This window comes from Stenotrophomonas sp. (assembly GCF_032066555.1).
Lineage (GTDB): Bacteria > Pseudomonadota > Gammaproteobacteria > Xanthomonadales > Xanthomonadaceae > Stenotrophomonas.
Window position 1 is genome coordinate 1 of record NZ_DAMBKV010000014.1, and the last position, 12828, is coordinate 12828.

Below are 12828 nucleotides of genomic sequence, written 5' to 3' on the forward strand. Positions count from 1 at the left end.
GCCCCTCTCCCGCTTGCGGGAGAGGGGTTGGGGTGAGGGCAGCTGTTGCGGTGTTGGCGGGAAAGCCTCTGCCGAGCATGGCTCGGCACTACCTTGTTCCGGCATGCTCTAATCGCGCACCTGCTGCTGAAGGATGTTGTCGTTGTCTACTTCTGCTTTCCAGCCTGTGGCGGCCAATGAGCGCATCGCCACCTTGGACGTGCTCCGCGGCTTTGCCCTGTTCGGCATCCTGCTGATGAACATGGAAGCCTTCAGTGGCCCGTTGGACATGTCCTTCACCGGCATCGATCCGCATTGGCAGGGGGGCGACTACTGGGCCGATGCCTTCGTCTATGTCTTCGTGCAAGGCAAGTTCTTTACCCTGTTCTCGCTGTTGTTCGGTGCCGGATTCGCGGTGATGGCACAAAGGGCCAGCAGTGCCGGGCGCGACTTCACCCGCTTCTACCTGCGCCGCAGCCTGGGCTTGCTGATCATCGGTGTGTTGCACGCGCTGCTGCTGTGGTCAGGTGACATCCTGGTTGCTTATGCGCTGCTGTCCTTCGTACTGCTGGCCTTTCGCGAGGCCGCGCGCAGTTGGTTGCCGGCATTGGGAACACTGGCTTATCTGGGCGCAGCTGTACTGATGTTGCTGCTGGGAGCCTTGATGCAGTTCGCCCCTGCCGATGCCGCAAGCACACAGGCCGCTGCTGCGGTGAATGCGATCGAAGCGCAGCGGCAGGCGTACGCGCATGGCAGTTACCTGCAGGCGGTGGCGCAGCGCCTGCGAGACGTGGGGGCGTCACTGGGGGCGCTATTGGTCGTGGGCCCTCAGGTGTTGGGCATGTTCCTGATCGGCGCGTGGTTCGCGCGCAGTGGCGCCATCGCCGACACTGCGCGCTATCCGCGGCTGTGGGCGGGACTGCGTTGGTTGCTGTTGCCGGCGGGCCTGATGGTGATGCTGCTGGGTGTCTGGTTGCATCCGTATAACGCGCCGGGGCGATTCGATATGCGTAGTGCCGGTGCCTATGCGCTGACGGCGGTTGCCGGTTTGATGATGTGTCTGGGCTACCTCGCATGGGGTGTGCGCTGGAGTCGCCATCTGCAATGGTTGGCGCCGGCCGGGCGCATGGCTTTGAGCAATTACCTGGGGCAGTCCCTGGTGTGCACGCTGGTCTTCTATGGTTATGGCCTGGGTTGGTTCGAACAGATGGGGCGCGCCGCGCAACTGCTGTTCGCGGTTGCACTGTTCGCCTTGCAGGTGCTGCTCAGCCAGCTATGGTTGCGACGTTTCCAGTATGGCCCGGTAGAGTGGCTGTGGCGTGGGTTCACATACTTGCAATTGCCACCACTTCGGCGCTGATGCATTCGGGATACTAAAATCCGGGGGGTGAACTCCCCCAAAGACGACGTCCTTGTTGTTGGCGCCGGTGCGACCGGCTTGGCCACTGCGCTGGCGCTGAGCGAGGCGGGCCGGCAGGTGCGGGTGATTGACGCTGGCAAACTTGGCGGCGCGACCTCGCACGGCAACTGCGGCACCATCACTCCCAGCCACGCACCGCCGCTGGCGGCGCCGGGCGTGCCGCTGCGCGCCTTGCGCTGGATGCTGTCGCCGCAGGCACCGTTGTATATCCCTCCGCGCCTTGATCCCGCGCTTTGGCGCTGGCTGCTGAAGTTCGCTGCGCGCTGCAATCGACACGACTGGCTGCGCAGCGCGCAGGGGCGCGCCGCATTGTTGAACGACTCGCGGCAACGTCTGGCCGATTGGGTGCAGCACTATCAGCTGGATTGCGAGTTCGCCGAGAAGGGGCTGGATTATGTGTTCCGCCAGCAGCGCAATTTCGACGTCCATGCGGCCGAATGCGGCGCGTTGGCCGAGCTGGGTATCGCCACCGAGATTATCGATGGCGGTGCGTACCTCCGTGCTGAGCCCGCGTTCAATGATGGCGTGGTTGGCGCGATCCGTTTCCCGGGCGATGCCAGTCTGCGCCCTGACCGCTACACCGCCGAGCTGGGACGGATACTGCGCGCGCGCGACGTGTTGATCGAAGAAGACTGCTCGGTGCGGTCATTCGAACCGCACGGGCACGGCGTGCGCGTGCAGACCAATCGAGGCAGCCGCGATGCCTCCGAGCTGGTATTGGCGACCGGTGCTTGGTCGCCACGGCTGGCGGCCCGATTGGGGTTGCGCGTGCCCATCCAGGCCGGCAAGGGCTATTCCATCACCGGCAGCTGCGCGATGCAGGTGCCGAGCCGGCCGGTGGTACTGAAGGATCGTTCGGTATTTGTCATTGCCTGGGCGGAGCAGATGCGCCTGGGCGGCACCATGGAGTTTTCCGGGCAGGACCCGCGTTTGAATGGAACCCGCCTGCAGGCGCTGGAACAGGCAGCACGGCAGTATCTCCGCCAGCCAATTGGTGAGGTCATCCATGAGCGCTGGTACGGCTGGCGGCCGATGACCTGGGATGACATGCCGATATTGGGGCGCTCACCTTTGCATGCTCACGTCTGGCTAGCAGCGGGTCATGGCATGCTCGGCATCAGTATGAGCAGCGGGAGCGGACAACTGATGGCTGATTTGATCACCGGGCGGGCGCCCGCAATCGACCCTGCACCGTATCGTGTGGAGCGTTTCCAATGAGTGCGCGCAATTACGATGTGGTGGTACTGGGGGGCGGCTCGGGCGGCTTGGCTGCCGCATTCCGCGCAGCATCCTACGGCGCCAAGGTGGCGATGCTGGAGCCCGCGCCGCTGGGCGGGACCTGCGTCAACGTGGGCTGCGTGCCGAAGAAGGCGATGTGGCTGGCCGCGGACCTGGCCGAGCGCATTGGACTGGCGCGGCGGATGGGTTTCGATGTGCCGGCGGAGCCGGGGCTGGCCTGGTCGACACTGCTGGAGCGACGCCAGCAGTACATCACCAATATCCACTCCAGCTATCAGAAGCGGCTTGATGAAACCGGGGTGGTGCGGATCAGCAATCGTGGGCATCTGATTGATGCGCGCACCGTCGAGTGCGAGGACGGCACCCAGTTCCGGGCCGAACACATCGTCATCGCCACCGGCGCGCATCCGCTGAAACCGACTTTGCCCGGGGCCGAGCTGGGTGGTGTTTCGGATGATTTCTTCGCGCTGCAGGCGCGGCCCGGTCGCGTCGCCTTGATAGGCGGTGGTTATATCGCGGTGGAGCTGGCCGGGGTGCTGCGCGCCTTGGGCAGCGAGGTTGCGTTGCTGGTACGTGGGCAGCGTCTGCTGGACAAGTTTGATGCGGAAGTGGCGGACCAGTTGGCGGAAAACCTGCGGCTGCAAGGCGTGGAGCTTCACTTCGGTTGCAAGGTGGAAGCGTTGCAGCGGCAGCACGCGCAGATCCGCGCGCAGCTGCACAACGGCCCCGAGCAGGCGGTGTTCGACACGGTGTTGTTCGCGACCGGGCGCGGCCCGAACACGCCGGGGCTGGGCCTGGAACGGGCAGGGGTGAAGCTGGGCGAGAAGGGCCAGGTCGAAGTTGACGATTACCAGAACACCTCGGTACCCGGCATCTATGCGGTTGGCGACGTTACCGGTCGGGTGACCCTGACGCCGGTTGCGATTGCTGCCGCGCGCAGGCTGATGGACCGCGTATTGGGCGGGCAGTCTCAGGCCAGGCTCGATTATGAGAACGTTCCCAGCGTCGTGTTCGCGCATCCGCCGCTGGGCAGTGTCGGTCTGAGCGAGGAAGAGGCAGGCAAGCGTTTTGGCAAGGTCAGCACCTATTACAGCCGCTTCCGACCGATGCTGCAGGCGCTGGGGCAGGGTGAAGTGCGCAGCCTGTTCAAGATGGTCTGTGTTGGCGAGGACGAGAAGGTGGTTGGCATCCATCTGCTGGGCGAGGGCGCCGACGAAATCCTGCAGGGGTTTGCGGTGGCGGTGAAGGCCGGGGTGACGCGCAGGCAGATGGAGGAGACGGTGGCGATCCATCCGACCTCGGCCGAGGAAGTTGTGCTGATGCGCTGAGGGTGAGTGGGCAGCAGCAAAAGCAACAGCAACAGCAACAGCAACAGCAACAGCAACAGCACAAAGGCACCCCTCCTCAATCCTCCCCTGCGCTGCGCGCAAGGGAGGAGGCTGATCCTGCAGTCGCCGACAATGCTTCGGCCGTTGCTCCCTCCCTTTGCCGTAGGCAAGGGGAGGGTTGGGGAGGGGTGCAGTTGATCTTGCTTCTTCTCCGGTAAGAAACTTGGTCCTATCCGCCAGCCCGTACAAATCCCTTGGCGCCCATAATAGAAAGCCATCTCCCCCGGATGCCGTAACAGCGTGACTGCTCTAAACCAGCGCGAGGCAACCATGGCCACGCCAACACTACCCACCAGCTCGCGTCGCCTGTTGATCAGCGGCCTGCTGTTGGCGGCCACCGGCGCCATCGCTGCTTCCGGCAAGGCCGTGATCGTCAAACTCGCCTACCGGCATGGTGCCGATGCCACCGCCTTGCTTGCGCTGCGGATGATGATCGCGTTTCCGTTCTTCATCGCCATGGGCATGTGGGCGGCAAGGCGTGCGCAACCCTTGTCGGCTGGTGATCATTGGCGCGTACTGCTGCTCGGCTTCAGTGGCTATTACCTGTCGAGCTATCTGGATTTCCTTGGCCTGCAATACATCAGCGCCACGCTGGAACGGCTGATCCTGTATCTCAGCCCCACGTTGGTGGTGTTGATCGCATTGGTGATGCTCAAACAACGGCCCACCCGCATCCAGATAGCTGCCTTGCTGGTCAGCTATCTGGGTGTCTTGCTGGCCTTCGGCCATGACATCCAGCTCGAAGGCCGGCGTACCTTGATTGGCTCGGCCCTGGTGTTCGCCAGTGCGCTGAGCTATGCGGTGTATCTGTTCGGCAGTGGTCAGGCGGTGGCACGGATCGGTGCGGTGCGCCTGACCGCCTATGCCAGCATGGTGGCCTGCGTGCTGTGCATCGGCCAATACCTGCTGTTCCAGCCGTGGGCAGCGCTGTGGGAGTACGCGCCGCCGGTGTACTGGCTGTCACTGCTCAACGGCACGGTCTGTACCGTCTTGCCGGTGCTGGCGATCATGATCGGGGTCAAGCGGATTGGTTCCTCGCTGGCCGCACAGGTGAGTATGCTGGGGCCGGTTTCCACGATTGTGCTCAGCGTATGGCTGCTCGACGAACCGATGGGCATTTGGCAAAGCGCCGGGACGGTGCTGGTGCTGCTGGGCGTGCTGCTGGTGGGCAGCGGCGTGGCGAAGAAGAAGTGATGAGCCCGGAGGCCAGTGCCGCCGCTGGGCATGCACGCATCCTCGAGGCGATTCGTGCCATTCCGCGTGGGCAGGTGCTTGGCTATGGCGAAGTGGCGGCCAAGGCCGGGCTGCCCGGAAGGGCAAGGCTGGTGGCGCGCCTGCTGGGCAACAATGAGGACCCGGAGCTGCCCTGGCATCGAGTGCTGCGCTCGGACGGTCGCATCGCAATGCCGGAGGGCTCGCGCGGTTGGCGCGAACAGAGCCAGCGGCTGCGGGCCGAGGGCGTGGCGGTGGAGAACGGCAGGGTGAAGCGGCCCAAACCGCCGCGCAGCCTGGACGAGGCGATCTGGGGTCCTGGCTAGCCGCTGCGGCTATGATGTAGCCAGTTTCCCCGGATGCCATCATGTTCCCGCGCCTACCCAAGATCACCCAGACGCTGTTGATCGCCAACGTCGTCCTGTTCCTGCTGCAGCAATTGCCGCAAACGGCGGGCATCTTTACCCAGTTGATGCTGTGGCCGTTGGGTTCGCAGCAGTTCTTTGCCGACTCACCGGGGTTTGAGCCGTGGCAGCTGTTGAGCTATGGCTTCCTGCATGGCGGCTTCGGCCACCTGTTCTTCAACATGCTGGCGCTCTTCATGTTTGGTGCGCCGTTGGAAATGACCTGGGGTGAGAAACGCTTTCTGACCTATTACATGGTCTGCGTGGTCGGTGCCGGCCTGTGCCAGTTGCTGGTGGCCGCATTTGCCGGTGAATACAACCCGGTGTTGGGCGCCTCCGGTGGCGTGTTCGGGCTGCTGCTGGCCTACGGCATGTTGTTCCCGAACCAGCGGGTGATGTTGTTGTTCCCGCCGATCCCGATGAAGGCACGCACTTTCGTGATCGTGTTCGGTGCGATTGAACTGCTGCTGGGCTTCACCGGCTGGCAGCCGGGCGTAGCCCACTTCGCGCATCTCGGCGGCATGTTGTTTGGCTGGCTGCTGATCCGCTACTGGCGCGGCCAACCGCCGTTCAACAAGCGCGGCCCACACCTGCGCCGCGTCAAATAACAGGCAACTGTAGTGCCGAGCCATGCTCGGCAGGGGCTCTACCAACAGAGCCGAAAGATGTAGTGCCGAGCCATGCTCGGCAGGGACTCTACGAACAGAGCCGAAAGATGCAGTGCCGAGCCATGCTCGGCAGGGGCTCCACCAACAGAGCTGAAAGATGCAGTGCCGAGCCATGTTCGGCAGGGGCTCTACCAACAGAGCCGAAAGATGCAGTGCCGAGCCCTGCTCGGCAGGGGCCTCACCGGTAAAGCCCCTGCCGAGCATGGCTCGGCACTACAGTAAGAATGCAAAAAGGCGCGGAGTCCGCGCCTTTTTGCTTGCTTCAATACCGCATCAACGCCAGATCCTGATCTGCTCGGCGTCGGTACGCTGCATCGGCTGGCCCGGCTTGCAGCTGAAGCTGGCGCCAAACGCCGGCAGGTTGGACAGCGGTGCATTGCTGCGCCAGCGGCCCGGGGCGCGCACATCGGTACGCAGGCGCTGCAGTGCCTCGTTCGGCGATAGCTGCTGCGCCCACAGGCTGGTCCAGCCCTTGAAGAAGTCCTGCTTGTCGGCCTGCTTGGCATCGGCCTGAGCGGCACTGAATGCCTCCCAGGCGATCTCCATGCCCGACAGGTCGGCCATGTTCTCGTCGCGGGTCAGCTCACCATTGACCTTGGCATCCTTGACGCCGGGGAACGGGTAGGCGCTGTACTGCGCGGCGACACGATTGCCGAGCAGGGTCCAGGCGCTCTTGTCGGCCGGCGTCCACCAGCTGCGCAGTTCGCCCTTGGCATCGATCATCGCGCCCTTGACGTCGATCGCGCGGCTGACTTCATGCGCGACCAGGCCGCCGAAGGCACCGAACTTCTCGGCATTGCTGGCGTTGCTGGCAAAAATCGGGCCCTGCAGTGCGGCAGCGGTGACGATCAGGCGGTTCTGGGCGATGTCATAGGCAATGGAGGGCTGCTGCGGCAGCACGTCCCAGCGACGGTCGGCGTTGCCCTTGCCGATGCGCTTCATTTCCTGGGCATGACGCCAGGTGGAGGCGATCAGGATGTTGCCGCCAAAGCTGCCGCGGCCCATGGGCTGCACGGTGTAGTCCAGGTCGCGCAGCGGGGTGCCGATCTCGATCTTCATCGCGGCCAGCTTGGCCTCGGCTTCGGTCTTGGCCTCGGCGCTGAGCCAACTGCTGCGCTTGACGGCAGCGATCTGTGCCTCGCGGACCTGGTCGACCATGACGCCGGCCTGGCGGCGGGTGTCGCGGTTGAGGTAGGTCGCCGCGTATTCGTGGCCGAGCATCGGGCCGGCGGCCACGTTGATGGCGTCGAGCACGGCATCCGGACGCGACGGCGCGATGATCTGGCCACGCAGCACGCGGCCACGGAACTCGAACTCGGCGTCGCGGTAGGCCTTGGAGAGGTACGGGGCCATCGCGTCACCCACGCGCCAGCGCAGGTAGGCCTTCCACTGATTGGCCGGCAGGCGGCTGACCATGCCATTGAGCTGCTGGAACAGGGAAGGATCGGCCAGTGACACCAGGTCGTCGTTCACACCCTGAGCCTTCAGGAAGGCATCCAGCTGCAGGTTGCGATAGCGGCTGTTCAGGTCCTTGGTGGCGACCGGTGCGTAGTTGTTGAACGGGTTGTTGATGTCGGCCACCGAGTGGGCGCTGCGTGCCAGTTCGGTTTCCAACTGGATGACCAGCGCCGATTCGGCATCGAGCTGTGCGGCCGGGGTGCCGGTCAGCGCCAGGATCTGCTTCACATACCCACGGTAGCGGCCCATCAGCGCGACGGTGTCAGCATCGGTACGGGTGTAGAAGGCCGGGTCCGGCAGGCCGGTGCCGCCCTGCATGAAGTAACCGATGTGGCGGTCCAGCGCCTTCAAGTCCACGTCCGGGGCGAAGTTGAAGGCCACCGGGATGCCGACCTGATGCAGCGCAGCGATCGAGGCCGGGATGTCCTTGGCCTTCTTGATGGCGTTGATGCGGGTCAGCAAGGGAGCGATTGGCTTGGAGCCGTCGGCTTCCACGGCGGCCTCGTCCAGGCCGCTGGCCCAGAAATCGCCGAGCAGCTTCTGCACATTGCCCTGCGGCGCGGTCATTGCGCGATCCAGCAACTGGCGCTGCTGGGTACGGGTGTTGTCCGCCAGGGTGCCGAGGGCGCTGACCGCGCCGGTCTGCGGCACCGGATTGGCCTTCAGCCAGTTGCCGTTGGTGGTTTCGTAGAAGTCCGTACAGGCCGCGCTCACTGCCGGTGCCCGTGCCGCAGGCTTCTTGCGGGCGGCCTGCGCATCGTTGGTGGACAGCACGGTCACCAGGGAGAAGGCCAGGGCCAGGGTAAGTGGGCGAACGTTGGGCATGTGGTGCATATCCGCAGAAGGACAAAGTGGGCGGAGTTTAACAAGCTGGCGGCGGATTGGTGCCGGGGCAGGGCACGGAATTGGGTACTGCATCAAAACCGGTGGTTGTGGGAGCGGTGTGAGCCGCGAAGCCACTGCGGATGATGCGGCTGGTATTGACTGGTTTGCGTTGATTTCTGGCGTCTTGGGCTTGCTCAGCTTAGCGGCTTACGCCGCTCCCACATTCCTGTTACGCGGGCAAAAAGAAGGCCCGGCATTGCCGGGCCTTCTTCGGTGCTCACTGCGGGGCAGCGGTTACCAGATCACCACCTGCTTGTCGCCGGTGCGGACCATCGGCGAACCGGCCTTGCACTGGAACGCCGCAGCAAAGGTCGGCAGGTTCGACGGCGCACCCATGGCGCGGAACTGCGCCGGGGCGTGCGGGTCGGTGGCCAGGCGGACCTTGGCGTTTTCAGCGGTGTACTTGGTGCGCCACACGGTGGCCCAGTTGAAGAAGAAGCGCTGGTCGCGGGTGAAACCGTCAACCTTGGCGTCTTCCTTGCCGGCCGACGCCTTCTGCAGGGCGTCGTAAGCAGTGGCCAGACCGCCGAGGTCGGCGATGTTCTCGCCCAGGGTCAGCGAGCCGTTGACCTTCTGGTCGCCCACCTTGTACTCGTTGAACTGGTTGACCAGCTTGCCGGTCAGGCCGGAGAAGCCCTTGGCATCGGCCGGGGTCCACCAGTTCTCGAAGTTACCGGTCGGCCCGAAGCGGCTGCCCTGGTCATCGTAACCGTGGGTCATTTCATGGCCGATCACCGCGCCGATGCCGCCGTAGTTCAGCGCGTCGTCGGCGTTCGGGTCGAAGAACGGCGGCTGCAGGATGGCGGCCGGGAACACGATCTCGTTCTGCAGCGGGTTGTAGTAGGCATTGACGGTCTGCGGGGTCATGCCCCACTCGGTCTTGTCCACCGGCTGGCCGATCTTGCCCAGCGCCCACTTGTAGTTGAAGGCGTTGGCGGCGCGCACGTTGCCCAGGTAGTCATCGTGGGTGGTGCTCAGGCCCGACCAGTCACGCCACTTGTCCGGGTAGCCGATCTTCGGGGTAAAGGTTTCCCACTTGGCGATGGCCTTGGCCTTGGTCTCGTCGCTCATCCAGGTCAGGTTCTGGATGCGGTCCTTCAGTGCGTCGGCCAGGTTCTTGACCAGCACTTCCATCTTCGCCTTGGCTTCCGGCGAGAAGGCAACCTTGACGTACATCTGGCCGAAAGCATCGCCGGCATCGTTCTCGATGGTGCCCAGCACCTGCTTCCAGCGCGGCTTGATTTCCTTCTGGCCGTTCAGTTCCTTGCCGTAGAACGCGTAGTTCTCCTGCACGAACTCATTGCTCAGGTACGGTGCGGCACCGTCCACGGTATGGAAGCGCAGGTAGGCGCGCCACGCGGCCGGGTCGGTATCGGCCAGCATCTTGCTTACTTCCTGGTGGAAGGCGGGCATGGCCAGCGAGAATTTCTCCGGCGCGGTGATGCCCTGGGCCTTGAAGAACTCGGTCCAGCTGAAGTTCGGGGTCAGCTTGTCGGCATCGGCAACGGTGACCGGGTTGTAGTACAGCGAGACGTCGCGCGACAGCTCGACGCTGGACTTGGAGGCCTTGGCCAGGCGGGTCTCGAACTTGATCACCTCCTCGGCCTGCTTGGCGGCGTCGGCCGCGGCCACGCCGCTTAGCTCCAGCACCTTGGCCACGTGGGCCTTGTAGGCGTTGAGCTTGTCGGCCTTGCTGGCGTCGGTGTAATAAGTGGTGTCCGGCAGGCCCAGACCGCCCTGGCTGGCGTAGGCCATGTTCATGGTCGAGTTCTTGAAGTCCGCTTCCGGACCGAAACCGAACAGGAAGTTCTCGCCCTTGGCGGCGGTGCTGCGCAGGTAGTCGGCCAGTGCGGCGCTGTCCTGCAGGCCGTCGATGGCGGCCAGGTCGGCCTTCAGCGGGGTGATGCCCAGGCTGTTGATCTTGGCTTCGTCCATGCCCGAGGCCCAGAAGTCACCGACGATCTTCTCGATGCCGGTGGCGTTCTTCATCGCCGCGGCCTGCTCGGCCAGCTGGTGCTGCACGGCCACCGAACGCTCGTCGAGGATGGTGAAGGCGCCCCAGCTGGTGCGGTCGGACGGAATTTCGTTGGCGGTGAGCCACTTGTCATTCACGTAGCCGCCGAAATCGGTACAGGCGTCCTTGCTGGGGTCCAGGTCGGCGGCGGTGAAGGCGTTGTAGGCCGGCAGCTTGGACTCGTCCAGCTTCAGCTCGGTGGCGGCCGGCGCAGCGGCGGTGGCGGCGGGCGGGGACTGCTCTTCCTGCTTGGGGCAACCGGTCAGCGCGGCGGCGACGGCCAGCGACAGCAGGAGAATCTGGGGTTTGCGAACGATCACGGGAAAGGCCTCCAGGCCGATTTCAGAGCATGAGTGAGGCCCCGAAGCCGGGACCGAAGCAGGAAGATACGCCTGAAACCGATGAGGAAAGGGTGTAGAAGGTCATGGTCGCTCCCGGGTCTTTCCTATGGGCGGCAGCCGCTCGCCGGTGCTATACAGCGGGAATGACCAAGACATCAAGCAAGCAGTGGGATGCGATCCTGATCGGCGGCGGCCATAACGGCCTGGTGTGTGCGGCGTATCTGGCCAAGGCCGGCAAGCGCGTGCTGGTGCTTGAGCGGCGATCAGTGGTTGGGGGCGCGGCGGTCACCGAGGAGTTCCATCCCGGGTTCCGCAACTCGGTGGCCTCTTATACGGTGTCGCTGCTGCAGCCCAAGGTGATTGCCGAGCTTGAGCTGGAGCGGCATGGTCTGCGGGTGGTTCCGCGCAAGCTCAACAACTTCCTGCCGCTGGGCAAGGATGACTATCTATTGGTCGGTGGCGGACGCACGGCAGAACAGGTCGCGCGTTTTTCCGCACGCGATGCCGCGCGCCTGCCCGAGTACGAGCAGCGGCTTGAGATCTTTGCCGACGTGTTGCGGGCACAGGCGCTGCAGGCGCCGCCCAATATCAGCGGCAACGGTTGGCTGCGTGCCTTGCCTGAACTTTGGAAGGCAGGGCAACTCGGCCGACAGCTGCAGCGTCTGGATCCGGGCTTGCAACAGGAGTTGATGGATCTGTTCACCATCTCCGCCGCCGAATACCTGGACCGCTGGTTTGAGAGCGCGCCGATCAAGGCCTTGTTTGGCTTCGATGGCATCGTTGGCAACTACGCCAGCCCATATGCGCCGGGTACCGCCTACGTGCTGCTGCATCACGTGTTTGGTGAAAGCAATGGCATCAAAGGTGCCTGGGGGCATGCCATCGGCGGCATGGGGGCGATCACCCAGGCGATGGCGCGTTCGGCGGTCGAAGCCGGTGTTGAGATTCGTACTGATGCTGCCGTCAGCAAGGTGCTGGTCGAGCAGGGGCGTGCGATTGGTGTCGTGCTTGCTGATGGCGAAGTGCTGCGTGGCAAGGCCATCGTTGCAAACGTCAATCCGAAGCTTCTCTACGAGCGGCTTTTCGATCCTGCCGATGTTCCGGCGGCTACGTTGGAGCGCATGGCCAACTGGCGCTGCGGCTCCGGAACCTTCCGCATGAATGTGGCGTTGTCAAAGTTGCCGGATTTCAGCGTTTTGCCGGGGCAGGGCGACCATCTGACCGCAGGCATCATCATCGCGCCCAGCCTGGACTATATGGACCGTGCGTATCTGGATGCCCGCCAATATGGTTGGTCGCGTGAGCCGATAGTCGAGATGCTGATCCCCTGCACGCTGGATGATTCACTTGCACCGCCAGGACAACACGTCGCCAGCCTGTTCTGTCAGCACGTAGCCCCGCAGCTGCCAGATGGACGCAGCTGGGACGACCATCGCGAAGAAGTCGCGGATCTGATGATCGCTACTGTAGAGAAGCACGCTCCAGGCTTTGCGGACTCCGTCCTGGGCCGGCAGATCATGAGTCCGCTCGACCTGGAGCGCACCTTTGGGCTGATAGGAGGCGATATTTTCCATGGAGCACTGAGCCTCAACCAGTTGTTCAGTGCCCGCCCGATGTTGGGGCAGGCCAACTACCGTGGCGCAATCCCAGGGCTATATCTCTGCGGATCAGGTACCCACCCAGGCGGCGGCGTGACAGGTGCGCCGGGGTTCAATGCGGCCAAAACCTTATTGGCCGAGTGCTGACGGGGACGATTGTGTGACACCAGGAACGATAAACAAAGAGGAGGCGACTTGCGTCGCCTCCTCTTCTTGCAACTC

General features: G+C 64.0%; 9 protein-coding genes. 7 read left to right on the forward strand and 2 right to left on the reverse strand.

The genetic code is table 11. The features are described from left to right. The first annotated feature begins 133 nt into the window (after positions 1–133). The 6 genes from RT131_RS14755 to RT131_RS14780 all read left to right on the forward strand — a co-directional run bounded on the left by RT131_RS14755 (position 134) and on the right by RT131_RS14780 (position 6250). Positions 134–1339: a DUF418 domain-containing protein gene (locus RT131_RS14755; protein WP_313173554.1), complete on the forward strand. Its 1206-nt coding sequence runs from the start codon at positions 134–136 to the stop codon at positions 1337–1339. A 27-nt stretch (positions 1340–1366) separates the two neighbouring features. Further along, the gene (locus RT131_RS14760; RefSeq protein ID WP_313173555.1) at positions 1367–2617 is read left to right on the forward strand and encodes an FAD-dependent oxidoreductase; all 1251 of its coding nucleotides are present in this window, start codon (positions 1367–1369) and stop codon (positions 2615–2617) included. Next, complete coding sequence (gene gorA, locus RT131_RS14765; RefSeq protein WP_313173556.1) at positions 2614–3966, forward strand: glutathione-disulfide reductase; 1353 nt, start codon at positions 2614–2616, stop codon at positions 3964–3966. Before RT131_RS14760 ends, gorA begins: the two co-directional genes overlap by 4 nt. 330 nt (positions 3967–4296) lie before the next feature. Beyond that, positions 4297–5220, forward strand: a complete 924-nt coding sequence (locus RT131_RS14770; RefSeq protein ID WP_313173619.1) for a DMT family transporter — start codon at positions 4297–4299, stop codon at positions 5218–5220. Next, complete coding sequence (locus tag RT131_RS14775) at positions 5220–5564, forward strand: MGMT family protein (RefSeq protein WP_313173557.1); 345 nt, start codon at positions 5220–5222, stop codon at positions 5562–5564. Before RT131_RS14770 ends, RT131_RS14775 begins: the two co-directional genes overlap by 1 nt. 41 nt (positions 5565–5605) lie before the next feature. Further along, a complete protein-coding gene (locus tag RT131_RS14780; protein WP_313173558.1) occupies positions 5606–6250 on the forward strand; it encodes a rhomboid family intramembrane serine protease in 645 nt (214 codons plus the stop codon). Positions 6251–6583: 333 nt separating this feature from the next. Here the strand turns inward: RT131_RS14780 and RT131_RS14785 are convergent, their stop codons facing one another. Both RT131_RS14785 and RT131_RS14790 read right to left on the reverse strand, forming a co-directional pair. Next, positions 6584–8593, reverse strand: coding sequence for a M13 family metallopeptidase (locus tag RT131_RS14785; RefSeq protein WP_313173559.1), 2010 nt, complete (start codon positions 8591–8593; stop codon positions 6584–6586). A 294-nt stretch (positions 8594–8887) separates the two neighbouring features. Beyond that, positions 8888–10984: a M13-type metalloendopeptidase gene (locus tag RT131_RS14790; protein WP_313173620.1), complete on the reverse strand. Its 2097-nt coding sequence runs from the start codon at positions 10982–10984 to the stop codon at positions 8888–8890. 167 nt (positions 10985–11151) lie between these two features. Between RT131_RS14790 and RT131_RS14795 the strand changes: the two genes are divergently transcribed. Beyond that, positions 11152–12753: an NAD(P)/FAD-dependent oxidoreductase gene (locus tag RT131_RS14795; protein ID WP_313173560.1), complete on the forward strand. Its 1602-nt coding sequence runs from the start codon at positions 11152–11154 to the stop codon at positions 12751–12753. The last annotated feature ends 75 nt before the right edge of the window (positions 12754–12828 follow it).

Coding starts and splice junctions, on each gene's coding strand:
- RT131_RS14775 (WP_313173557.1), top strand. CDS start 5,220: ATGAGCCCGGAGGCCAGTGCCGCCGCTGGGCATGCACGCATCCTCGAG.
- RT131_RS14755 (WP_313173554.1), top strand. CDS start 134: ATGTTGTCGTTGTCTACTTCTGCTTTCCAGCCTGTGGCGGCCAATGAG.
- RT131_RS14780 (WP_313173558.1), top strand. CDS start 5,606: ATGTTCCCGCGCCTACCCAAGATCACCCAGACGCTGTTGATCGCCAAC.
- RT131_RS14795 (WP_313173560.1), top strand. CDS start 11,152: ATGACCAAGACATCAAGCAAGCAGTGGGATGCGATCCTGATCGGCGGC.
- gorA (WP_313173556.1), top strand. CDS start 2,614: ATGAGTGCGCGCAATTACGATGTGGTGGTACTGGGGGGCGGCTCGGGC.
- RT131_RS14770 (WP_313173619.1), top strand. CDS start 4,297: ATGGCCACGCCAACACTACCCACCAGCTCGCGTCGCCTGTTGATCAGC.
- RT131_RS14785 (WP_313173559.1), bottom strand. CDS start 8,593: ATGCCCAACGTTCGCCCACTTACCCTGGCCCTGGCCTTCTCCCTGGTG.